Here is a 21270-nt window from a genome sequence, read left to right on the forward strand (position 1 = left end):
CTCACGCGCCAAGTCCAAGCCTGGCAAGACGATCGCAACCGAACGACGAAGGGCGTCGACTGGCAATTCACGACCCAACAAGCCCGCGTGAAACTGCGACGACTCTACCCCCAGCTTTTGGTGTGACAAGGGACTAGGCGCTCGCCTCGGCGACTGCGGCGCGGATTCCCTGGCGAATGCGATGCTGGCGGGATTTCAAGGCGCCGGGCTTGATCTTCCGACGTTTCGCCAACTCAGCGACGGAGACATCCGCAACCACCGGCGCCATCACCAGCTCCAGGCGGTCCGGTGGGAGGGTCTCGAGCACGCGGGTCGTCGCCTGAAGCTGCCTGCGCGCGTGGAGGGCGCGATCGAGGGGCACGACTTCCGCAAGGCCATCATGCTCTTCGGCCACCTCTCGCGCACGGCGGCGACGCAGGGTGCGCATGCGGAACAGGCTTTCGTGGCGAGCAATGCCAAGGATCCAGGTCGAGAAAGAGGATCGGCCCTCGAACCGGTCCAGGCCTTTGTGCATCCGCAGGAAGACTTCCTGGGTCACGTCGTCGGCCTCGGCGGCATCCCGCATCCGCGATTGCACATAGCGGAGGACCCGCGGGCGGTAGCGATCATGCAGGGCCTGGAAAGCGGTCTCATCGCCTGCCAGGGCGTCTCTCACCAGATCCAGATCGTCGATCGCTGCGTCCATGTCGCCATCCTCCCTTCGAGCACTGGATTCACGACCCAATACGCGGCGAAGCGGAAGAACGTCGCAGGCGAGGACGATTTTTTTCGATCAGAGGCGGGGGAGAAGGCGGGGCCCGAGCAGCGCCCCAGCGATCGCAACCAGCACCCCGGGGCCGAGATGGGCCATGAGGGCGTGGGCCGGATCGTACATGCAAGCCCACTGCATCAGCAGGGCCGGCACGGATCCGGCGGCGGCCCCCAGGCATAGACCCGCCAGACGCCGATCGAGTACGGCTCGGCGCCGAAGGGCCCAGAAGCCTGCACCCAGGGGGACGAGGGAAAACAGCAGGGTCTGAACGTCACAACCAGCTCGCATCCCGACACTCGACGGCGTCAGCGCGGGAGCGAACAAGCCGACGGCAAGCAGACTCGCCCAGCCCACAGCCAGGGCCACAATGGCCCAAAGGGCACCCCGCGAGCGACCGCCAGGGGTTGCCAGCGAGAACGCAGCTGCAATCGCGGCAACCCCCAACACCAGGCCCAACGCGGATTCCAGGGCGAATCGCGGCGCCAGGGCGAGTTGTTGCGCAAATCCCGGACGGAACGGCCCGGTGAGCCAGATGAGCGCCACGGCGACGCACCAGGCCGCTGCGAGCCAGATTGCGATGGCGGCTCCCTCCCGGAGCGGCCGGCGGACGGCCTCGAGATCGGCACTCAGCTCATCGATCAGACCGGGGCCCCGCGGCGCAGTCATAGCGGCTCCTCTTCGATCCACCGTCGAAGCTCGCGCATCGCCCGATGGACCCGCGAGCGCATTGCGGTGGTGCTGATCGCAGCCTGACGGGCGGCATCCTCGACCGTTCGTCCCTCGAGCTTGGTCAACACGATGGCCTCCCGAAAGGGATCCGGCAGCCGGGCGAGCAAGCGATCCACTTCGAGCGCGGCCTCCGGGCGGTTCTCCTCGGTTGCCCTCTTCTCCGCTTCGAGCTGGACTCGCTCTTCATCGACGTGGGATGCCGTCGCGTCCCGGACGTTTCGGCCCCGGCGCAGCACATCGATGGCTTTGTGGCGGGCAATCGCCATCAGCCAGGGGCGGAACGGGCGGGAGGAATCCCAGGTGTGCCGCGCCTTGTGCACGGCAATCAGGGTCTCATGGACGCCGTCCTCGGCCAGGCTGGCCTCGCCGATGACGCGGGTCAGGTAGGCCCGGAGCACCCCGTCGAGCTCGGTGAGGAGCGCCCGATAGGCCGCCGCATCCCCCTCCTGAGCGCGGCGCATTCCGCTGGCCCAGCGCGCCTCTTCCTTGGCGCGATCGTCCGACCCAGCCTTCATCGGGCGGCCAAAGCCTCCTGGCACCCGGATTCGATCGTCATCGGGTCAGGGTGTCATCCGATGGGCTCCTCGGCCAGCCCTTTCCCGAGGGCGACGACCTGAGGATTGACAGCTCTCCCTTCCCGGGGACCCTTGGGGTTCCCCTTCCTGGAGGCACGGCGATGATCTCGGCCGAAGAACGCTACGAGAAGAAGACGACGGAGGTCCTGGGCAAGAGCATGGCCTATGTCGAGGTTGGAAGCGGCGACCCGATCGTCTTCCTTCACGGCAACCCCACCTCGTCCTACCTGTGGCGCAACATCATTCCGCACCTGGAAGGCATCGGCCGTTGTATCGCGCCTGATCTCATCGGGATGGGCGACTCGGAAAAGCTCGAGAACCCGGGGCCGGAGAGCTACCGCTTCGTCGAGCACCGCCGGTACGTGGATGCCTTGCTGGAGCAGCTCGACGTCACCGAGAACGTGACGCTCGTCATCCACGATTGGGGCTCCGCCCTCGGCTTCGACTGGGCCAACCGTCATCGCGATGCAGTGCGCGGCATCGCCTACATGGAGAGTATCGTCATGCCGCTCACCTGGGACCAATGGCCGAAGGCGGCCACTGCGCCCTTCAAGGGCTTTCGCTCGCCCGCAGGTGAAGACATGATCCTCGAGAAGAACATGTTCATCGAACAGATCCTGCCCACCTCGGTGCTACGCGATCTGAGCGACGAAGAGATGGCGGTCTACCGCCGACCCTTCCTCGAGCCCGGCGAAGACCGTCGCCCCACCCTCACCTGGCCACGGCAGATTCCGCTCGAAGGAGAACCGGAAGACGTGGTCGAGATCGTTCGCAACTACGGAACGTGGCTCTCGGAATGCGACGTACCGAAACTCTTCCTGGATTCGGAGCCCGGCGCCATCTTGCGCGGCGACGCGCGGGATTTCTGTCGCAGCTGGGCGAACACCAGCGAGGTGACGATCAAGGGCATCCACTTCGTCCAGGAAGACTCCCCGGACGAAATCGGCCTAGCGATCGCGGACTGGATGGAGAAGATCTAGCACCCGAAAGCCTCACTTCGATTTCGTGAGCCGCTTCGCTTCTTGCGATTCTTCCTGAGGACTCGCGCGGGGTGGAATCGATCTCTTTGTTGAGGGGGGGGAGGCGTTAGGAGCGGACAGAATCAATGATGCGTTCGAGGGCGGCTGTGAGGATGGGGCGGGAGGTTGCGAAGTTGATTCGCGCGAAGCCTTTGCCCGGGGGGCCGAAAACGCTGCCGTCCGAGAGCGCCACCTTTCCCTTCTCGAGGAAGTGGCGGTAGGGGGACGGCGAGAGATTCATTGCCCGGAAATCGAGCCATGCCAGATAAGTCGCCTCCGGGCGGAAGAACCGTACCTCGGGGAGTTCCCGGCGGATGGTTTCGGCGACGAAATCCCGATTCGATTCCAAGTAGGCAAGCAATTCGCCCAACCACGGCTCGCCTTCCTGCCATGCCGTGAGCGTCGCCTGGATACCGAGGCTGCCGAGGCCTCCGCGGAAGTGACGCGGGAAACCGAGAAAGCGCTCTCTTAGCTCGTCGCTACCGAATACCGCCAGCGCGAGGCGCAGGCCTGCAATGTTGAATGCCTTCGACGCAGAGGTCAGCGTGATCGTCCGGCTGGCTGCGTCGTCTGAGATCGCCGCGAACGGGATGTGCGTGCAGCCCGGATAGACGAGATCGGAATGGATTTCGTCACTGACCACGACGAGGTCATGGGCCGCGGCGATCTCGGCAATTCCCTGGAGTTCCTCTCGTCGGAAGACGCGTCCACTCGGGTTGTGGGGATTGCAGAGCAGCAGCATCTTCGAGCGCGCGGCACAGGCGGCGAGGCCCTCGAGATCCACGACGTAGCCGGATTCACCGAGGGAGAGCGGGTTCTCCTCGAGTCGGCGACCGAGTTCCTTGACGACCCCGAGAAAGGGCGCGTAGATGGGCGTCTGAACGATCACGCCATCGCCCGGCGCGCTGAACTGCTCGAGGGTCACGTACATGGCCTGGACCACTTCGGTCAACAACTCGACCTGTCCCGGTTCGACCTGCCAACCCCAACGCTGGGCGGCCCGCTCGGCGAAGGCCTCGGGAAGACCCGTCGGTGCTGGATGCATCGGATAGCCAAGGTCTCCCACATCCAGACATTCCTGCAGGCGCTGGCGAATGGGCTCGGCGACCGGGAAATCCATGTCCGCCACCCACAGGGGGAGAACATCCGCCGGATAGGTACGCCACTTCTCGCCACTGCGGCGACGCAGGGTCTCCATGTCCAGATCATCAAAGCGGGAGTCGGCCATCGGGGGAGTGTAACGATCGCCATGCTCCAACCCGCCCGGACGGACCACGGATTCCATCGCCACTTCGTCCCGGCCATCGCCCAGGAAATCCGCGATACGTGCTGCTGCATCGGCGGGAGCCGCAAGCAGGGACTCGAAAGAGATCGAACACCAGTCGCAATCGCCGCGCTCTTCGAGGCATGCTCGGGCTTCCGCTTGTTGAGCGGCCAGCACCTCGGCCAGGCGCTGCGGGTCGAGACCTCCGCTCTCCTCTCCGAGCCGGGTGAGCATGGCATCCTGGGAGGTCACGACCGCGGCCGGATCCCGCTCGGCCAGCAGCACCTGGTAGTGGAGGCCAGGCGCCTGGGGGAGGTGTGGCAAGAGTGCCGAAATTACCTTGACGGCATGACCGGGGCCGTTTGCTCGAAGCCACGCCTGGGCTTCGGCGTCGTGGGCGAGGGCACGCACCCGTCGATGTTCGAGATACCCGTAACGATTGTTGGCGTCCGGCACCCGCGACCCATCCGCCAGTACGGGCATCCCTGATGCGGCCAACATCTGCATCAACAGGGAGGTTCCGGATCGCGGAAGGCCGCTCACCACGACAATTGTTCGCGCCTGCGAGTTCACGCGCGGTTCCGATAAAGCCGCCGAACGAACGGCCCTAGCGTCAGCCCCTGAACGAGAATGGAAAACGCCACGACCGTGTAGGTCGTGGACACGATCACGTCTCGCTCGGGGCCAGCCGGAAGCCGCAGTGCCAGCGCGACGGAAATCCCGCCCCGAAGCCCTCCCCAGGCCATGATCTTCACCGCGTGGGGGCTGAAGGTCCGCCGGATTCGAAGCAACGATACACCCGCTCCCACGGCAATCGCGCGGGCGCTGAGCACCACCGGAATCGCCAGCAGCCCGGCGACCAGTCGCGCCGGCGTGTAGTCGAGCAACAAGAGTTCGAAACCGATCATCACGAACAAGACCGCATTCAGGATCTCGTCTACGAGTTCCCAGAACGTATCCAGGTTGTCGCGCGTCCTGTCGCTCATGGCGAAGCGGCGACCGTGATTCCCGATCAGCAGACCTGCGGCCACCATCGCGAGCGGCCCACTGGTGTGCATCGCATGCGCGAGTGCATAACCACCGGTCACGAGCGCCAACGTGATCAAGACCTCGACCTGGGGGCTGTCGACACTTCGGAGCATCCCGTAGGCCAGCGAGCCCAGAACGAGACCCAGGGCCACACCGCCGACCGCCTCCTGGAGCAACAAACCCAGCGCCGCCGACGGCTCGAAGCCACCCTCCTGCGTAGCCATGCCCACCACCACCAGGAAAACGACCAGGCCGACGCCATCGTTGAAGAGCGATTCGCCGGTGATCTTGGTTTCGAGGCTCTTGGGTACGCCGGCCTGCTTCAACACAGCGAGTACGGCGATGGGATCCGTCGGTGAAATCAACGCGCCGAAGGCGAGACAGGCCGCCCACGGGAGTTGAAGACCGATGGCACCAAACAACGCCCAGGAGGAAACGGCGATCAGCAGGGTGGAGAGAAGCACACCCAAGGTCGCCAGGAAGGACACGACCCAGCGCTGCTCTCGCAGGTCGCCGAGGTCCACGTGAAGCGCCCCGGCGAAGAGCAGGAAGCCCAGCATGCCATCCAGGAGCGTCGGCGCGAACTCCACTTCCTGGAACCAGTCGAACCACTCGGGCGAGGCAAGGCCAAGCCGCCCGAGGGCGAGCAAGCCCAGGGAGAACACCAGGGCGATGGCCATCACCCCGATCGTGGTCGGCAGCCGCAAGGTTCGCTGGTTCAACCAGGCGAACAGGGCGGAGAAAGTGATCAACAGCGCAGCGACGTTGAAGAGATCCATGGGAGGCCCGTATGCTAGCGGCCTCCGGAGACACAGATGACGCGATCCATCGACCCCACTGCGCATTTCCCGGGCGACTACCGCCAGGCACGAGAAGCCTTTCTTTCCGCCGCGGAGAGCGCCGGCGCTCGTTTGACATCTCATGTTCTCGATGTACGCGGTGAAGATGGAAGCGAGCTGGCCCTCGAGACGGCGGCTCTCGGCCCGGCGATTCCAGACTCGCTCCTCGTCGTGAGCTCGGGCATCCACGGAGTGGAAGGCCGCGCGGGGAGTGCACTACAGCACCTCCTCCTCACACGGCCGGCGGCCTGTGGTGGCCTGCCTCCCAAGATGGGCCTGCTGCTCGTCCACGCCCTCAACCCCTGGGGCTTCGACGCGGGCCGACGCGTGAACGAGCACAACGTCGATCTGAACCGGAATTTCCTCCGCCATCCCGAGGAACACGAGGTTCGCCCGGATTACGAGAGGTTGAAGGCTCATCTCAACCCGGTTCGCCTGGATGACGAGGCCGACGCGCGGGCCCGGCAGGCGCTTACCGCCTTCGCACACGAGCACGGCGGCGCCCGCTTGCAACAAGCCTTGTCGGCCGGGCAACACGCCCATCCAACCGGCACCCAGTACGGCGGCCAGGAAGCGGAGCCGGGCAATCAACTGCTGCGCAAGATCGCGCGGGAGGCCACGGGCGGCGTGACTCGCGCCGCGTGGATCGATGTCCACACCGGCCTCGGCCCCCATGGCGAACCCGAGCTCATCACGGAGCTGCCTCCCTCGGATCCGATCTATCACCGCGGCCGGGCCTGGTATGGCGACGCTTTTCGCAGCACGGCCACCGGCGAGTCGGTATCGGCCTCGCTTTCCGGCGTCATCGAGGTCGGCCTCTGCGATGAAGCCGATCCGGGCTGCGAGCTCACGCCTTTCACGGCGGAGTTCGGCACCTACCCGCCGGAGCGTGTGTTCTGGGCCCTGCGTGCCGACAACTGGCTCCATCATCACGGCGACCGCGCCTCCGCTCATGGACGTGCCATCCGCAGCGAGCTGCAGGAGATGTTCTCTCCAGCGGATCGCCGCTGGCAGAGCGCGGTCCTGGAAGCCGGCACACAGGTCGTCCGCCAGGCACGCGATGGCCTCCTACGAGATGGGCTTGAGGCCAAGACCTGAGCCTCACGCTAGCCTGTTCCGGTCATGTCCAACCGGAGCGCCCCCCAGGTTCTCTCCGCCCGCCCCGCTCCCCGGCTGGAGGGCCAATGATCCGCAATGGCGTCGAGCGCCTCGGTGGACGCACGATCGGCGTCATTTCCGAGCTGGGCCGGTTCGCCCGTTTCGGAGGTTGGATCGTCAGCGGATTCCTCCGCCCGCCCTTCCGTCCCTGGCGCGTCGTACGCGAGGCCTACGACAGCGGGGTACTCTCCCTCGCGATCGTCTGCGCGTCGGGCCTGGCGGTGGGCCTGGTCCTGAGCCTGCAGCTCTACAACGTGCTGGTCCGCTTCGGCGCGGAGGAATCCCTGGGCGCGGTGATCGGGCTTACCCTGATCCGTGAGCTTGGCCCGGTGCTCACCGGCCTTCTCGTCACCGGCCGGGCGGGCTCGGCCATGGCGGCAGAAATCGGCATGATGGTGGCGACCGAGCAGATCGACGGCATGCGCACCATGGCCGTCGACCCGTTGAAGTTCGTGGTCGTACCGAAGGCGGTGGCGCTCACGCTCTCGATGCCATTGCTCTCGGCGCTCTTCATCGTGGCTGCGATCTTCGGCGGCTACCTGGTCGGCGTGCAGCTGCTGGGCCTCGAAACCGGCACCTACTTCGGCAGCCTCGAGAACGCCGTCGTATTCAGGACGGATGTGGTCGGCAGCGCGCTGAAGGCTCTGCTCTTCGGTGCCCTCGTTGCCCTGATTGCCACCTTCCGCGGCTTCACGACCGGACGCAGCACGGCGGAAGTGAGTGCATCGACCACCGCCACGGTGGTCACCGGCTCGGTCTGCATCTTGCTGGCCGATTACATCTTCACTGCCCTCTGGGGCTTCTAGAGTTCCGGGAGAATCGCCATGCAGAGCCATCCCGGCCGCGACCTCGTCGTCGGCCTGTTCGTTCTGGCCGGTATCGGTGCCCTCGCCTACCTCTCGACCCAGCTCGGGGGGCTGACCTTCAAGGGCGAGGGCGGCTTCACCCTGCGAGCGACGTTCGACGAGATCGGAGGCCTTTCGGAGCGTTCACCCGTCGTCATCTCCGGTGTTCCGGTGGGCCAGGTCGTCGCGATCACACTGGACGACGATCTTCGCGCAGCCGTAGAACTGGATGTCGAAGTGGGGCTGGAATTGCCGACCGATACCTCTGCGTCGATCCGGACATCGGGCTTGCTCGGGGATCAGTTCATCGCCCTCGAACCCGGCGGTGAAGACAAGTTGCTCGAAGCCGGTGATATCCTTTCGTTCACCGAGAGCGCGCTGAACTTCGAGAAGCTGATCGGCACCTTCGTCCATGACGCCGGCCTGGGAGGGAGTGAATGATGCGGTCGCCCCAGCGTCGAACGAGCAAGGCTGCCCGTGCGGGCGCGATCTGCCTCGCCCTCTCCTGGAGTCTTGCCTGTGCCAGCACCCCACCGGACCCCTACCAGGGTTTCAACAAGAACGTCTTTGCATTCAACGAAGGCCTGGATCGGATCGTTCTCGAGCCGGTGGCGAAGGGTTGGGATTTCGTCCTGCCTGGATTCGCGAAGACCGGTGTCGGGAATTTCTTCGACAACCTCCGGATGATCCGCACCATGCTGAACGATCTCCTGCAGGGGAAGCCGGGCCGGAGCGGAGCCGACCTGGGGCGTTTCGCGGTCAACACCACCGTCGGAATCGTGGGTTTGTTCGATCCTGCGACGCCGATGGGAATTCCCCACTACGAAGAAGATTTCGGCCAGACGCTGGGTGTCTGGGGGCTTGGACCGGGGCCCTATTTCCAGGTTCCCTTCTTCGGCCCCTATTCCGGGCGTGATCTGGCCGCTTTTCCGTTGGATTTCGTGAGCGTTCCGAGCGCCTACGGCATCACAGTGATCGACATCATCAATACCCGGGCGGCGTACCTCGATGAGATTGCGGAGAACCGGGAATCCGCGCTTGACTACTATGTCTTCGTCCGAAATGCCTACCTCCAGAACAGGCAACGACGGGTCATGGACGGTGAAGAAGCGGCCGGGGATGACGATGAAGACTTCTATGATCTCGATGAACTGGACGACGATGAGCTGGATGCAGGCGAAGAAGAAGACACGGATTCGGGCGCGTCGCTCGATTGAGCTCGCGCTGGGGGTGATCCTGGTAGCGGCGGCCCCGGTGTGGGCTTCGGCGGTCGAAACCGCCGCCGCGCGGGCCGTGATGGAAGAGACCGTGAGCGAGGTGCTCGCCGTTCTTCGGGCGCCCGACCTGGAAACACCGGAACGGCGGACGCAGCTCGAGGCCATCGCGCGAGATCGTTTCGATTTCGAGACGATGTCCAAGCTCGTCCTGCGCCGATCCTGGAGGAAGTTTTCACCCGAGCAGCGGGTCGAATTCGTGCATGCCTTCACGGACCATCTGGCGACGAGCTATGGCAGCCGCGTCGAACGCTACAACGAGCAGGATGTCCAGATCACGGGAGATCGCACCGAGCCGCGAGGCGACGTCACGATTCTCACGATCATTCTCGGTGGCGGTGCCGATGACATCTCGATGGACTATCGGCTGCGAGCCCAGGAGGGCATCTGGCGGGTGATCGACGTGAAGATCGAGGGCATCAGCCTGATCTCGAGCTTCCGCTCCCAGTTCAAGGAAGTCCTCTCCCAGAGCGGGCCCGACGAAGTCCTGCGGCGGCTCAGGCAAAAGACGGCCACCCTCGAGAATTCAGACGCCTGAGTTCAGGAGCTTCCGGCGCGCCGGCTCTTCACCGCTTCCGCCAGGATCTCGAACAAGGGCTCGGTGCGCTCCCAGCTCATGCAGGCGTCGGTGATGCTCATGCCGCGGGGTAGGCTTCCGTCCGTCGAATAGTTCTGGCGACCGTCGACGAGGAAGCTCTCCAGCATCAGTCCGATGATGGCCCGGGATCCCGCCGCGATCTGACGGGCCAGATCCTTGGCGACGTCGGGCTGGCGCTCGTGATCCTTGTGGCTGTTGCCATGGCTGCAATCGATCATCACGCGCCCGGGCAGGCTCGCCTTTTCCAGAGCCACGAGAACCTCCGCGATGGCGCTCTCCTCGTAATTCGGCCCCGCTGCACCGCCGCGAAGAATCACGTGGGTGTCCTCGTTGCCAGCCGTCGCAACGATCGCCGCCACACCTTGCTTCGTGACCGAGAGGAAGTGGTGAGGATGGAGTGCTGAACCCATCGCATCGATGGCAACCTGCACGTTTCCGGTCGTGGCATTCTTGATTCCCACCGGCATCGAGAGGCCGGAGGCAAGCTCCCGGTGTACCTGACTCTCCGAGGTTCGAGCGCCGATCGCACCCCAGGAAACCAGGTCGGCAATGAATTGGGGCGAGATCGGATCGAGGAACTCACTACCCGCCGGCAATCCGCGTTCGGCCACCTCGAGCAGGAAGCGGCGCGCCTTTCGCAAGCCGTCGTTGATGGCGAAGGTCTCGTCGAGGTGGGGATCGTTGATCAGACCCTTCCAGCCGACTGTCGTACGCGGCTTTTCGAAATAGACGCGCATCACAACGCACAGCTCACCCGCGAAACGCTCGGCGACCGGCACGAGCCGGTCGGCGTACTCCAGGGCCGCTTCGGGATCGTGGACCGAGCAGGGGCCAACGACGACGACGAGCCGGTCGTCTTCTCCGCGCAGAATGCGGGTGATCTGCTTGCGGCCCTCGGCGACCGTTCGGGAGCTGCTCTCCCCGAGGGGAAGCTCCTCGAAGAGGATCGCGGGCGGAATCAAGGGGCGGAGCTCACGAATCCGCAGGTCATCGGTCTGGAAGATCATGGCCGGGAACCTTAGCGGACCCGGCTCCCCAGCCATCTGCAGATGCGGGAAATCCTCTGCTGAATCAAGGAGCTGACAGGATTTCAGGCTCTCGTTCGGCGCCGCGGAGCAATGGGACGCTCAGGCCCTCCGAACGACGGCCGATAAGTCGGCGGCCATGTCTCAACGCCCCGTGCCTCTCCTGGGCCGTATCGCCCTCCACCTGAAGCTCATCAACATGGATCAGCTCGCTGCGGCGACCCACCAACAGGGAACCCGAGGTGGAAACCTGGGCGCGATCCTTGTCGAGCAGGGCGCTCTTTCCGAGCCGCAGCTGCAGCAGGTTCTCCGGGCTCGCGAACAGATCGTCGCCAAGCATCGGGCCAAGCATGCCACCGAGCAGGCCGCGCCCGGGTTGGAACGGGTTGCAGACCCGGTTGCCAGCTCCGAGCCCGAACCCACGGCGGAGCCCTCCACCCAGGCGGCTGCGGCGGCACCCGAGCCCGAGTTGGCAGCCCAGGCACCGAGCCCGCGTCCGCCGGCCACCGCCTCCCCCCGCCCGAAGAACGCGGAGGCGCTCATCTCCCTCCTGCGAATGGGTGTGGAAAAGGGCGCCAGCGACATCCATGTCCACAGCGGGACCCCCCTTCGCCTGCGACTCCACGGCAGCTTCGAACAGATCGATGACACACCGATGGACAAGGACACGGCAGAGGCCATGATCCTCGCTGCGCTGACCGATGAGCAGCGGGCGACCTTCCTGGAACGCGGCGAACTCGACTTTGCCTACGAGATCCCGGACCTCGGCCGCTTCCGCGCCAATATCTTCCGTCAGCAGCGAGGTACGGATGGCGTCTTCCGCCACATTCCGATCTCGCCGCCGTCTCTCGACGAGCTCGGGCTGCCCTCCGGGCTGGCCAAGTTCACGAACTACCATCAGGGCCTGGTCCTCGTGACCGGCCCTGCGAACTGCGGGAAATCCTCCACGTTGGCTGCGATGGTGGACATCATCAACACGGAGCGCCTCGAACATATCCTCGCGATCGAGGATCCGGTCGAGTACGTGCATCCCTCGAAACGTTGCGTCGTGAACCAACGCAACGTCGGCGGCCATACCGAATCCTTCGCGCGCGCCTTGCGAGGCGCCCTGCGCGAGGACCCGGATGTGATCGTGATCGGCGAGCTGCGCGATCTCGAAACCGTTTCGTTGGCATTGACGGCAGCGGAGACCGGCCACCTCGTGCTCGGCACCCTGCACACGAACAACACGATCCGTACCGTGAACCGGTTGGTCGGCGTCTTCCCGGCGGAGCAGCAGGAACAGATCCGCAACATGGTCTCCGAATCCCTGCGCGCCGTGGTCTCCCAGCGGCTGGTTCGGCAGGCCGACGGCCAGGGACGCGCCCCGGCCCTCGAGATCCTCGTCAACAACCGGGCGATCGGGAACCTGATCCGCGAGAACAAGACGTTCCAGATCGGGTCGATGTTGCAGACGGGCGCAACCCAGGGGATGTGCCTGCTCGATCAATCCCTCAACGAGTTGGTCCAGAGCGGCAGGGTCACGCGGGAAGAAGCCATCAAGCATTGTGAAGACCCCCGCAAGATTCAGGGTGGGTAGGAGCCTCCGTGCCCCAGGTGGATGATCTGCTGCGAACGCTGAAGGAAGTGGGGGGCTCGGACCTCCACCTGGCCGCCGGGCTCGAGCCGCGAATCCGGGCGAAGGGTTTGTTGGGGCCGGTGGAAGGCTGGGAGCCGCTCACGAACGATCAGCTGATCGAACTTCTTCAGCCAATTGCCGGCGAGCGCCATTGGAATGAGTACACGCGCACCCATGACATGGATTTCGCCTATGGGCTCGAAGGCGTCGCACGTTTCCGCGCCAACTACTTCATGCAGCAGAACGGTGCAGGGGCCGTCTTCAGGATCATTCCGGAAGAGATCGTCACCCTCGAAGAGCTGAAGCTCCCGGAAGCAGTCGGCCGCCTGGCCGATCTCCAGCAAGGTCTCGTGGTCATCACGGGACCCACAGGCTCAGGCAAGTCGACCACACTCGCCGCGATCATCGACAAGATCAACCGCGACCAGAGCAAGCACATCGTGACCATCGAGGATCCGGTCGAGTTCGTGCATCGGAACCAGAAATCGGTGATGAGCCATCGGGAAATCGGAGAACACTCACAAGGCTTTGCCCCCGCACTTCGCGCTGCCGTACGTCAGGACGCGGATGTGGTTCTGGTCGGCGAAATGCGCGACATGGAGACGATCTCCATGGCGATCACCGCGGCCGAGATGGGAATGTTGGTGTTCGGCACCCTGCATACCAATGGCGCAGCCAAGACGATCAACCGGATCATCGATGCCTTCCCCTCCAGCGAGCAGAATCAGGTGCGCATCAGCCTCTCAGAATCGCTGGCAGCCGTGGTGTCCCAGTTGCTCCTCCCCAAGGCGGATGGCAAGGGACGGGTCGCCGTCAATGAAATCCTGCTGCGAACCTCAGGCCTTCCGAACCTGATTCGCGAAGGCAACACACATATGATCAGCTCGATCATCCAATCGGGCAAGGGCGATGGCATGCAGGGCATGGACGACGCCCTCATGGATCTCGTCCAACAAGATGGAATCACCGCCCGCGAGGCCTACATGAAGGCCGTCGACAAGGCACGCTTCGAGAGCCTCGTCCCGGAAGATTAGTCCTGGCAGGGGACGTCCCCCTCAAGGCCCCCCGATGTGTTCGCGGACGTTCAGCCCCACGCTCTTCTCGTAGCCCTGGGGAACCGCAAAGGCGTCGCCGGCAAGCTTTCGGGTCTCGACTTCCGTGATGCGACTCTGGCGAACCGCTTCACCCTGCTCGTAGGCCCGCACCCGAAGCGGAACCCCGTCGAGTTGGTCGAACGAATCGAGCGCATCCAAGCTTCGGCCCCGCAATCCCTCGGGAGCAAGGGCGGACAGGCTCTCGCGAAGGAAACCAGCCAGCTGGCGCAGCCCGTCGAGCGTTTCCGGTACCACGCCCACGGCTGAGAAATCCGCCTTGCAGACATCCGCCACACGTGTTCCCTCTTTCAGTACCTCGAACTCGCGGCAGGCGTGGCCCTGGATCTCGTCGGTCCCGCCGGTCGGCACGATCACGACCTCCGGGCTGGCCTTCGCTGTGTCCGGGCCAAGCGTGCTGTTCAGGAGCCGCTCGGCCGCCGCCCGCTGGCTGGCGGGAAGACCTTCGAGACGACTTCGGACTTCCTGGTTCGCGCGTTTCAAACCTCGCGCAAGGCTCTCGGTGGTCTGCTGATCGACCTCGAGATAGGAGCGCTCTTTGTGATTCAACACCCGCACGGTCTGTTGATCGGCCAGGTAGATCACACTGCTGCGTCCGCCGTCCGTGTCGAGCCGTAGAAGCGAACCCTCCGCGCGCATTTCCGTACGCTCGAGGATCTTGCCGTCGACGAGACGCGTGGTTTCGAGGACGAGAAACGTCCCGGCTCGAAGTGGGCCGGCGATCAGGAAAGCCAGGACAATGGGGAAAAGGGAGAACTTCGGGCGCATGCTGCTCCTCGGTCGGGCCCGTCCGTTCCGGGACCCTAGCTGGCCAGAAGGGCCTCGTAACCCTCTCGCCAGCTCGGAAACTGAAACCGATAGCCGCGCGCCAGCAGAAGGGCGTTGCGACAACGACGATTCGCGAGCGGGTTTCGGCCCCCTGCCGGACGTGGGCCGGGGCGGGCCGCAGGAGCTCCGAGGCGGCGAGCCAGCCAGTCCTGCACCTCCCGCTCCGATGCCGGAGCGCAGTCCACACCAAGCAGGCATTCCGGGGGCTCATCGCCCGTGATCAGGTGGTGCAGGATTCCAGCGGCGTCGTCCCGATGGATGCGATTCGTGTAACGCGGCGGGCCCGGGGTGTAGCGGGCTTCGCCCCGACGAACGCGATCGAGTAGACCCGTCCGCCCCGGCCCATAGATCCCCCCAAGACGCAGCGCACAACCCCGGCCCGGGCCGCTCCGCGCCAGCTTCTCGCCTTCCAACAACCTCCGGCCGGAGAAGTGAACGGGTTCCGTGACCGATGCCTCGTCGATCCAGCCACCATCTCTTTGGGCATAGACCGCGGTGCTGGAGACGAACAGGAAACGCTTTACGGCTGCCGCGCGGCGGGCCAGGACTTCCTGGAGATGACGAACCCCGATCACGTACGTCTTTTCGTAGGCCGCGTCGGATCGCTCGTCCGGGGAAGCCGCGTAGACGACCGCATCGAGCCCCTCCGGCAGGGCCGCGAGGCTCGTCGGTTCCGAAAGATCCGCAATCACCGGCTCCACACCCGTTGGCAGCGGCCCCTCCTGCCGACGCAGCCCGAAGACCGCATGCCCCTCACGCGCGAGACGAAAAGCGAGTTCTCCGCCCACGTAGCCACAGCCGGCGATCAGGATCCGACTCACGGGAATTGCGCCAGATGATGAAGAAGGATGCCGGAGGCGGTCGCCACGTTCAGGGAATCGATGCCCGGCGCCATCGGCACGGTCGTCTGGGCATCGCATCGGGTCAACACGTCGGCACCGAGCCCCGCGCCTTCCCCTCCGAGCACCAACGCCACCGGCCGCCCCGCGAAGCGCTTTGCAAGCTCAGCGGCGGGGATCGCCTGGGCATCCAGCACCGCGGCAAGGCAGATGAAGCCCGCATCCCGAAGCGCCGGGGCGAGCGGTGCCCACGCCGGGCAGCCGACGAACGGCACCTCGAGTGTCGCGCCCATCGAGACCCGCACGGCCTTGCGGTACAAGGGATCGCCTCCGCCTACCAACAACACCCCGGCCGCGCCGAACGCCTTGGCATTGCGAAAGATGCTGCCCACGTTGTCCGGATTGGCGACCCGGTCGAGCACGACGAGCCGGCCTCCATTCCCCATGGCTGCATCGATCAGCGCGGGAGGTTCGAGGGCAGCACCTCGCTCGGCGATTGCCAGACACCCTCGGTTGAAGCGGTAGCCCGCGAGATCCTCGAATAGCGAACGCGGGGCGACGAAGATCGGGGTTTCCGCGTCGAGCGGGTCCAGGACCCCAGAAAGCTCGTCCAAAGCTGGCTCGGTCAAGAGGACCGAACGCAATCGAAATCGTCCGCCCGCCACGAGGGAACGAAGCACATGCCGGCTCTCGGCAACGAAGAGACCGCGAGCCGCGAGTAGATCCGGTTGCGCGAGCTGGCGATAGTCGCCGAGCCGCGAATCGTCCTGGCTCGCGACCGACTCGCGGCTCATACGCCGACGCTCATGCGCCGACGCCTACGCACCGTCGAGAACGCAGAGGTTGCGAAGCACTCCCAAGCCCTCGATCTCGGTCTCGAGCCGCTCGCCCTCCGCCAGATAGCGCCTCGGAGTGCGCACGGATCCCACTCCTGCGGGCGTCCCCGTGAAGATCAGATCGCCGGGTACGAGATCGACATGGCGAGACAAGAAGGTCACCAGTTCCGGCACGTTGAAGATCATCTCCCGCGTCCGGCTCTCCTGGACCGCCTCACCCTCGAGTTTGCAGCCGATTGCCAGATCCAGCGGATCGGCCAGGGCATCGAGGGTCGTGACCGCCGGTCCGATCGGTCCGAAGCCACGCAAGGATTTCCCGAGGGAGAACTGCGCGGGCTTGTCCTTGAACTGGAGACGACGATCCGAGATGTCCTGGCCCACGCAGTAGCCTGCCACCCAGTCCAACGCTTGCGCCTCCGTGACGGCTCGCGCATGCGCGCCCATCACGACGACCAGCTCCGCCTCCCAATCCACCCGATTCGAAGAGAGCGGCAGGTCGGCCTCGGGGCCAGCAAGACAGGTCGGGAACTTGGTGAACACCATCGGCGTGCTCGGCACGTCCAGCCCGGCCTCGTCGGCATGGTCGCGGTAGTTCAGCCCGATCGCGTAGATCGCCGGTGGCCGCGGCACGCACGGTCCAAGCTCGGCACGCTCGAAAGCCTCGCCATCTGCCGGCGAAACAGCGTCGGCCCAATCTCGGAAGCCGCCCCAATCCGCCCAGGCGCCCATCGGATCCGGGCCGAATCGGCCGCCGGAAGCGCGCTCCACATCGAGGGCCACCCCGTCGCCTAACAGGACGAGACGCCCTCCCCGGTTCGCAACGCGCAAGGGCCGATCAGACATCTATGCCGGGTGGGTCCGCGAGGTCACGTTCTCCACCTCGGTGCGGGAGCCAAGGATCACCGGAGTGCGGTCGTGCACATCGGTCGGAAGCGTCTCGAGGATCGGCGTCGCCCCGGCGGAAGCCGACCCACCCGCCCGCTCGATCACGAAGCCCATCGGGTTGCCCTCGTACATGAGGCGCAGCTTGCCTTTCGGCGCCTTGCCGGTAGCGGGGTAGATGAACACGCCCCCCTTCAGGAGCGTTCGGTGAACGTCCGCCACCATCGAGCCGATATAGCGGGCGCCGTAGCCATCGCCGTGGGCGAACTCCAGATAGGCCTTGAGCCCCTCGTCGAAATCGTTCATGTAGGCTTCGTTGATCGAGTAGATCTTCTTCTCGGTGGGGATCTCGATCCCCGCCTTCACGAGGACGAAATCCCCGAGCACCGGGTCGAGGGTGTACATGTCCACGCCCACCGCCGTGGCCAGGACCAGCACCATCGACGAGCCGTAGACCACATAGCCCGCAGCCACCTGGTTCCGGCCAGGCTGGAGCACGGCCGCTGCGCTTTCCGTGTCCGGGCGATCATTCGGCAACACGCTGAAGATCGTCCCTACGCTCACGGCCACATCGATGTTCGAGGAGCCGTCGAGCGGATCGGCAAGCACGGCGAAGCGTCCGCCCTCACTCGCAGTGCGCAAGACGATCGGCCCCGCCTGCTCTTCCGAGGCGTAGACGCCTGCGGCCGGTGTGTCTCGCAAGCACTGGAGCAGGACCTCGTCCGAGAGGACATCGAGTTTTTCCTGGATCTCGCCGAAGACGTTCTCCCCGCCTGCGGCCCCGACGACATCCTCGATTCGCGCCCTCCGCACGTGGTGGCCGATCGCTTTGCAGCCCAGCGCGATCGCCTCGAGTACGCTGGCCAGCCCGGGCTCGACCCCTTTGGCCGCAAGATGCTTGGAAAGCGTGGTCAGGTTGTCGGAACAGGCGGGGGCTTCACTCACGGCACGGTCGCTCCTGCAGGGTTGGGCTCGGCAGGGTAACGGGATGCTCTCGTTCTTTCCGCTTTTCCCCGCGGGGAAAAAATCTCGCGCTGTGCATGGTGCACCCGTGAAGGATTCTGTACCTCATGGGTTGAGCGCGGCCCGTCTCTCGACGCCGCTGGTCTGGCTGGCACCCGGAGATCCCCAGTGCCCCCGAGGCGGCGTGACGAGGCCTGGGCTCCGAGGCTGTGTCCTGTGGGCAGCCCGGAGCGATGCCGGCCTGCGCAAGGAGCCGATTGCCGAACGAACCGACCGACGGCGAGTCCCCTGATTCTGGCCAGGACGCATCCACGTCCGCTGGTACGCGACGCCGAACCCGGAAGAAGGCCCCCTCTGAGACGGCCAGTACCGGGACCGCAGCGAAGAAGACGGCTGCCAAGACGAAGGCGACACGCAAAGCGGCCACGAAGAAGACCGCGAAGAAAGCCACGCGCAAGGCGTCTACGAAGAAAGCCGCGCGGAAGACGGCGGCCACCGATGTGGACGCGCTGGAGGCGGATGCTGCCGCGGAAGAGCGGCCGAATCGGCGACCGGCGGCTCGTAGACGACCCGCCGCGAAGAAGGCGGCGCGGCCCATCGAACCCGAAGAGTTCTCGGTGGCCGAAGAGATGTTCGACCTCGATGACGACTTCGAGGCCGAGCCCAAGCCCAGAGCCAAGACTCGCTCGAGATCCGGCGCCCGAACCCGTTCGCGCCCCGAGCCCACCGAGGATGCGCCGGTGGACCTGGATGACGACGCGCCCCTCGTCACGAAGCTGGATGCTGTCGAGAGCATCGAGGATGCACTCGAGGAGCTCCAGGCCGAGGCGGCCGCCCTGGGCGATGACCTGGACGAAGACGACGAGGATCTCGAGCCTGAGGAAGAGCTCGAGATTCCGACCGGGCCCGTCTTCGAGGGCGAGGTTCCGCTGGAGACCCGGGAGCAGCGCTTGGCGGCGATGCGGAAAGCCGCCCTCCGCCTCGGCATCCGGCGCCTGCACCCGGAGCAGGAGGAAGTGATCGAGCAAGGCCTCGACGGGAAGGACGTCATGATGATCCTTCCCACGGGCTTCGGGAAATCCGCTTGCTACCAGATCCCATCGATGATCCTGTCAAAGCCCGTGGTGGTGATCTCACCGCTGCTCGCATTGATGCAGGATCAGTACGACAAGATGCAAAAGCTCGGTGTGCCTTGTGTGCGCCTCGACGGCACGATCCGTGGCGGCAAACGCAAGGAGGCTCTCGAACGCATCAAGAGCGGCGAGCGTATGCTTGTCATGACCACGCCCGAGACCCTTGGCGCGCCGGACGCCTCCGAGGCGCTGATCGCCTCGGGAGTTTCGCTGGCCGCCGTGGATGAAGCCCACTGCATCTCGGAGTGGGGGTATGACTTCCGGCCCGCCTATCTCCAGATTGGAGAACGGCTTCGGGCGATGGGCGCGCCTCCGGTCGTCGCACTGACGGCCACCGCGACCGAGAAGGTGCGGATGGCGATCGTCCGTTTCGTCGGCATGCGCGACCCGCACGTGGTGGCAACCTCGCCGCATCGCTCGAACCTCGCCTTCGACGTCCTGCATTGCGCAGGCGGCGCCCGTCTGCGAGCGCTGGCGCGCCTTGCATTGCGCGTCCGACGGCCTGGCATCATCTACTGCTCGACCACCCGCGAGGTGGACGAGATCTGGGCCGTGCTCAAACGGTTCGGCGTGCCCGTGCACCGTTACCACGGCAAGATGACCCAGGCGGATCGGAAGAAGAACCAGAATTCGTTCATGCAGCGCGGCCGTCGCACGGTGATGATCGCGACGAATGCCTTCGGCCTCGGCATCGACAAACCAGACATCCGGTATGTCCTGCACTACCAGTCGCCGGCCTCCCTGGAGCAGTACGTCCAGGAGGCGGGTCGTGCCGGCCGGGATGGACGAAGAGCCAACTGCATCCTGTTGTTCTCGTCCGAGGATCGGGCCATCCATGAATCCCTGCTGGCGCGGAGTCGCGTCCGGCCGGAGCAGCTCTACAAACTGGCCCGCGCACTGGCGGCCTGGGCACTCGAGGAGAAGATCCCGAGCCTTCAAGCCCTCGCCCTCTCGGCGGAGCTCGGCAGCCGCACGACCGGGGCGCTTCTGGCCCTCATGGAAGAAGCGACGCTGGTGAAGTGGGACCAGGACGCGGTCTACGTGATCGTCCCGCCGGAAGAGTTCGAGGCCAAGGCCCGCGAACTGGCCGGCCAGTTCGAAACCTTGCGCACCCAGGACGCCCGACGTCTGGATGCGGTTGCGGACTACGCCATCGATGCCGAATGCCGTGCAACCTTCCTACGCGAATACTTCGGTGAAGAGGGCGAAGAACCCTGCGGCATGTGCGACCGCTGCCGAGGCCAGGCGGATCGGCCGGACAGCTTCTGGGAACCGTTGGCGCCGCCGAAGGGTGAAGAACGAAGGCGACGCGGCCGAAATGGTGGACGACCGACCGGCAAGAGCGGCGGACGCAGACGTGGCCAGAAACAGAACCGGGGGCGGCGACGCCCTGCCAGTGCCTCCGCGAAGCCCAAGCCCAAACCCAAGTCGGCGGGTGGCCCGGCAAGGCGACGCTCGGAAGCCAACGGCGATGCACGAACGGCGGCTGACGGCGACGCGCGGGGAAGCCGAAAACGCAGACGTCGCGGAAGCCGCGGCCGACGACGCCGAGGGCGCGGTCAGCGCGGTCCCGACGGCGGCGACCGGGGCGATCCGCCTCCGTCCGCTCCGCCGTCCAACTAGCGACTTCATCCAGCCGCTCGGATCCGGTGCCTGGTCGAGCTGAACCGCACCCCGTAGAGCGCCGCCTGATGCGGCGGGCGAAACAAACGGCTGCGGCGACTCGGCGTCATTTGCTCCGAAACGAGCCGTCCTGGCTCAAGACGGCTGGCATATCCCTTGCTTTGTTGGCGTTGTGAACCTGAACAACGCCCCCTAGTCCCTTGTCACACCAAAAGCTGGGGGTAGAGTCGTCGCAGTTTCACGCGGGCTTGTTGGGTCGTGAATTGCCAGTCGACGCCCTTCGTCGTTCGGTTGCGATCGTCTTGCCAGGCTTGGACTTGGCGCGTGAGA

General features: G+C 65.3%; 20 protein-coding genes. 9 read left to right on the forward strand and 11 right to left on the reverse strand.

All coding sequences use genetic code 11. The annotated features are described in order from the left end of the window. Positions 1 to 133: 133 nt before the first annotated feature. The 3 genes from GY937_20805 to GY937_20815 all read right to left on the reverse strand — a co-directional run bounded on the left by GY937_20805 (position 134) and on the right by GY937_20815 (position 1995). Complete coding sequence (locus tag GY937_20805) at positions 134 to 685, reverse strand: sigma-70 family RNA polymerase sigma factor (GenBank protein MCP5059152.1); 552 nt, start codon at positions 683 to 685, stop codon at positions 134 to 136. An 87-nt stretch (positions 686 to 772) separates the two neighbouring features. After that, entirely contained in the window at positions 773 to 1417 is a 645-nt protein-coding gene (locus GY937_20810; GenBank protein ID MCP5059153.1) for a DUF1109 domain-containing protein, read from the reverse strand. Continuing rightward, positions 1414 to 1995 carry a sigma-70 family RNA polymerase sigma factor gene (locus GY937_20815; protein ID MCP5059154.1) on the reverse strand — a complete coding sequence of 194 codons (582 nt, stop codon included), beginning with the start codon at positions 1993 to 1995 and terminating at the stop codon, positions 1414 to 1416. The genes GY937_20810 and GY937_20815 overlap by 4 nt, the downstream gene beginning before the upstream one ends. 161 nt (positions 1996 to 2156) lie before the next feature. Between GY937_20815 and GY937_20820 the strand changes: the two genes are divergently transcribed. Continuing rightward, on the forward strand, positions 2157 to 3035 hold the full coding sequence (locus GY937_20820; GenBank protein ID MCP5059155.1) for a haloalkane dehalogenase: 879 nt from the start codon (positions 2157 to 2159) through the stop codon (positions 3033 to 3035). A 106-nt stretch (positions 3036 to 3141) separates the two neighbouring features. On the opposite strand, the gene GY937_20825 is transcribed toward GY937_20820, so the two are convergent. After that, positions 3142 to 4881 (reverse strand): putative C-S lyase, encoded by a 1740-nt coding sequence (locus GY937_20825; protein MCP5059156.1) that lies wholly within the window; start codon positions 4879 to 4881, stop codon positions 3142 to 3144. Positions 4882 to 4907: 26 nt separating this feature from the next. Beyond that, positions 4908 to 6146, reverse strand: a complete 1239-nt coding sequence (locus GY937_20830) for a sodium:proton antiporter (GenBank protein MCP5059157.1) — start codon at positions 6144 to 6146, stop codon at positions 4908 to 4910. Between the two features lie 36 nt (positions 6147 to 6182). Between GY937_20830 and GY937_20835 the strand changes: the two genes are divergently transcribed. The 5 genes from GY937_20835 (at position 6183) to GY937_20855 (ending at position 10021) form a co-directional block, all read left to right on the forward strand. Beyond that, a complete protein-coding gene (locus tag GY937_20835) occupies positions 6183 to 7304 on the forward strand; it encodes a DUF2817 domain-containing protein (GenBank protein MCP5059158.1) in 1122 nt (373 codons plus the stop codon). An 86-nt stretch (positions 7305 to 7390) separates the two neighbouring features. Further along, positions 7391 to 8170 (forward strand): ABC transporter permease, encoded by a 780-nt coding sequence (locus tag GY937_20840; GenBank protein ID MCP5059159.1) that lies wholly within the window; start codon positions 7391 to 7393, stop codon positions 8168 to 8170. An 18-nt stretch (positions 8171 to 8188) separates the two neighbouring features. Then, positions 8189 to 8650, forward strand: a complete 462-nt coding sequence (mlaD, locus tag GY937_20845; GenBank protein MCP5059160.1) for an outer membrane lipid asymmetry maintenance protein MlaD — start codon at positions 8189 to 8191, stop codon at positions 8648 to 8650. After that, positions 8647 to 9426: a VacJ family lipoprotein gene (locus GY937_20850; GenBank protein ID MCP5059161.1), complete on the forward strand. Its 780-nt coding sequence runs from the start codon at positions 8647 to 8649 to the stop codon at positions 9424 to 9426. The genes mlaD and GY937_20850 overlap by 4 nt, the downstream gene beginning before the upstream one ends. Beyond that, positions 9380 to 10021, forward strand: coding sequence for an ABC transporter substrate-binding protein (locus GY937_20855; protein ID MCP5059162.1), 642 nt, complete (start codon positions 9380 to 9382; stop codon positions 10019 to 10021). Before GY937_20850 ends, GY937_20855 begins: the two co-directional genes overlap by 47 nt. Before the next feature lie 2 nt (positions 10022 to 10023). Here the strand turns inward: GY937_20855 and GY937_20860 are convergent, their stop codons facing one another. Beyond that, positions 10024 to 11088, reverse strand: a complete 1065-nt coding sequence (locus GY937_20860) for a 3-deoxy-7-phosphoheptulonate synthase (protein ID MCP5059163.1) — start codon at positions 11086 to 11088, stop codon at positions 10024 to 10026. Between the two features lie 574 nt (positions 11089 to 11662). Here GY937_20860 and GY937_20865 point away from each other — a divergent pair. Continuing rightward, the gene (locus GY937_20865; protein ID MCP5059164.1) at positions 11663 to 12685 is read left to right on the forward strand and encodes a type IV pilus twitching motility protein PilT; all 1023 of its coding nucleotides are present in this window, start codon (positions 11663 to 11665) and stop codon (positions 12683 to 12685) included. Between the two features lie 8 nt (positions 12686 to 12693). Further along, a complete protein-coding gene (locus tag GY937_20870; GenBank protein ID MCP5059165.1) occupies positions 12694 to 13758 on the forward strand; it encodes a PilT/PilU family type 4a pilus ATPase in 1065 nt (354 codons plus the stop codon). Between the two features lie 21 nt (positions 13759 to 13779). On the opposite strand, the gene GY937_20875 is transcribed toward GY937_20870, so the two are convergent. Genes GY937_20875 through GY937_20895 form a run of 5 tightly spaced genes read right to left on the reverse strand, consistent with a single transcriptional unit; the run spans position 13780 to position 18166 of the window. After that, complete coding sequence (locus GY937_20875; protein ID MCP5059166.1) at positions 13780 to 14604, reverse strand: hypothetical protein; 825 nt, start codon at positions 14602 to 14604, stop codon at positions 13780 to 13782. 35 nt (positions 14605 to 14639) lie between these two features. After that, positions 14640 to 15485 carry an NAD(P)H-binding protein gene (locus GY937_20880; protein MCP5059167.1) on the reverse strand — a complete coding sequence of 282 codons (846 nt, stop codon included), beginning with the start codon at positions 15483 to 15485 and terminating at the stop codon, positions 14640 to 14642. After that, positions 15482 to 16297, reverse strand: coding sequence for an RNA methyltransferase (locus GY937_20885; GenBank protein MCP5059168.1), 816 nt, complete (start codon positions 16295 to 16297; stop codon positions 15482 to 15484). The genes GY937_20880 and GY937_20885 overlap by 4 nt, the downstream gene beginning before the upstream one ends. Before the next feature lie 24 nt (positions 16298 to 16321). After that, positions 16322 to 17167, reverse strand: a complete 846-nt coding sequence (locus tag GY937_20890; GenBank protein MCP5059169.1) for a fumarylacetoacetate hydrolase family protein — start codon at positions 17165 to 17167, stop codon at positions 16322 to 16324. Positions 17168 to 17182: 15 nt separating this feature from the next. Then, positions 17183 to 18166, reverse strand: coding sequence for a fructose-1,6-bisphosphatase (locus GY937_20895; GenBank protein MCP5059170.1), 984 nt, complete (start codon positions 18164 to 18166; stop codon positions 17183 to 17185). Between the two features lie 275 nt (positions 18167 to 18441). Here GY937_20895 and GY937_20900 point away from each other — a divergent pair, with 275 nt between their 5' ends. Further along, positions 18442 to 20940 carry an ATP-dependent DNA helicase RecQ gene (locus GY937_20900; GenBank protein ID MCP5059171.1) on the forward strand — a complete coding sequence of 833 codons (2499 nt, stop codon included), beginning with the start codon at positions 18442 to 18444 and terminating at the stop codon, positions 20938 to 20940. The last annotated feature ends 330 nt before the right edge of the window (positions 20941 to 21270 follow it).

The organism is bacterium, assembly GCA_024228115.1.
GTDB lineage: Bacteria > Myxococcota_A > UBA9160 > UBA9160 > UBA6930.

What these genes read in the sequence shown, in the direction of transcription:
- GY937_20860 (MCP5059163.1), bottom strand. Translation starts at nt 11,088, where the DNA reads ATGATCTTCCAGACCGATGACCTGCGGATTCGTGAGCTCCGCCCCTTG.
- GY937_20835 (MCP5059158.1), top strand. Translation starts at nt 6,183, where the DNA reads ATGACGCGATCCATCGACCCCACTGCGCATTTCCCGGGCGACTACCGC.
- GY937_20815 (MCP5059154.1), bottom strand. Translation starts at nt 1,995, where the DNA reads ATGAAGGCTGGGTCGGACGATCGCGCCAAGGAAGAGGCGCGCTGGGCC.
- mlaD (MCP5059160.1), top strand. Translation starts at nt 8,189, where the DNA reads ATGCAGAGCCATCCCGGCCGCGACCTCGTCGTCGGCCTGTTCGTTCTG.
- GY937_20885 (MCP5059168.1), bottom strand. Translation starts at nt 16,297, where the DNA reads ATGAGCCGCGAGTCGGTCGCGAGCCAGGACGATTCGCGGCTCGGCGAC.
- GY937_20865 (MCP5059164.1), top strand. Translation starts at nt 11,663, where the DNA reads ATGGGTGTGGAAAAGGGCGCCAGCGACATCCATGTCCACAGCGGGACC.
- GY937_20850 (MCP5059161.1), top strand. Translation starts at nt 8,647, where the DNA reads ATGATGCGGTCGCCCCAGCGTCGAACGAGCAAGGCTGCCCGTGCGGGC.
- GY937_20810 (MCP5059153.1), bottom strand. Translation starts at nt 1,417, where the DNA reads ATGACTGCGCCGCGGGGCCCCGGTCTGATCGATGAGCTGAGTGCCGAT.
- GY937_20805 (MCP5059152.1), bottom strand. Translation starts at nt 685, where the DNA reads ATGGACGCAGCGATCGACGATCTGGATCTGGTGAGAGACGCCCTGGCA.
- GY937_20840 (MCP5059159.1), top strand. Translation starts at nt 7,391, where the DNA reads ATGATCCGCAATGGCGTCGAGCGCCTCGGTGGACGCACGATCGGCGTC.
- GY937_20875 (MCP5059166.1), bottom strand. Translation starts at nt 14,604, where the DNA reads ATGCGCCCGAAGTTCTCCCTTTTCCCCATTGTCCTGGCTTTCCTGATC.
- GY937_20820 (MCP5059155.1), top strand. Translation starts at nt 2,157, where the DNA reads ATGATCTCGGCCGAAGAACGCTACGAGAAGAAGACGACGGAGGTCCTG.
- GY937_20830 (MCP5059157.1), bottom strand. Translation starts at nt 6,146, where the DNA reads ATGGATCTCTTCAACGTCGCTGCGCTGTTGATCACTTTCTCCGCCCTG.
- GY937_20855 (MCP5059162.1), top strand. Translation starts at nt 9,380, where the DNA reads ATGCAGGCGAAGAAGAAGACACGGATTCGGGCGCGTCGCTCGATTGAG.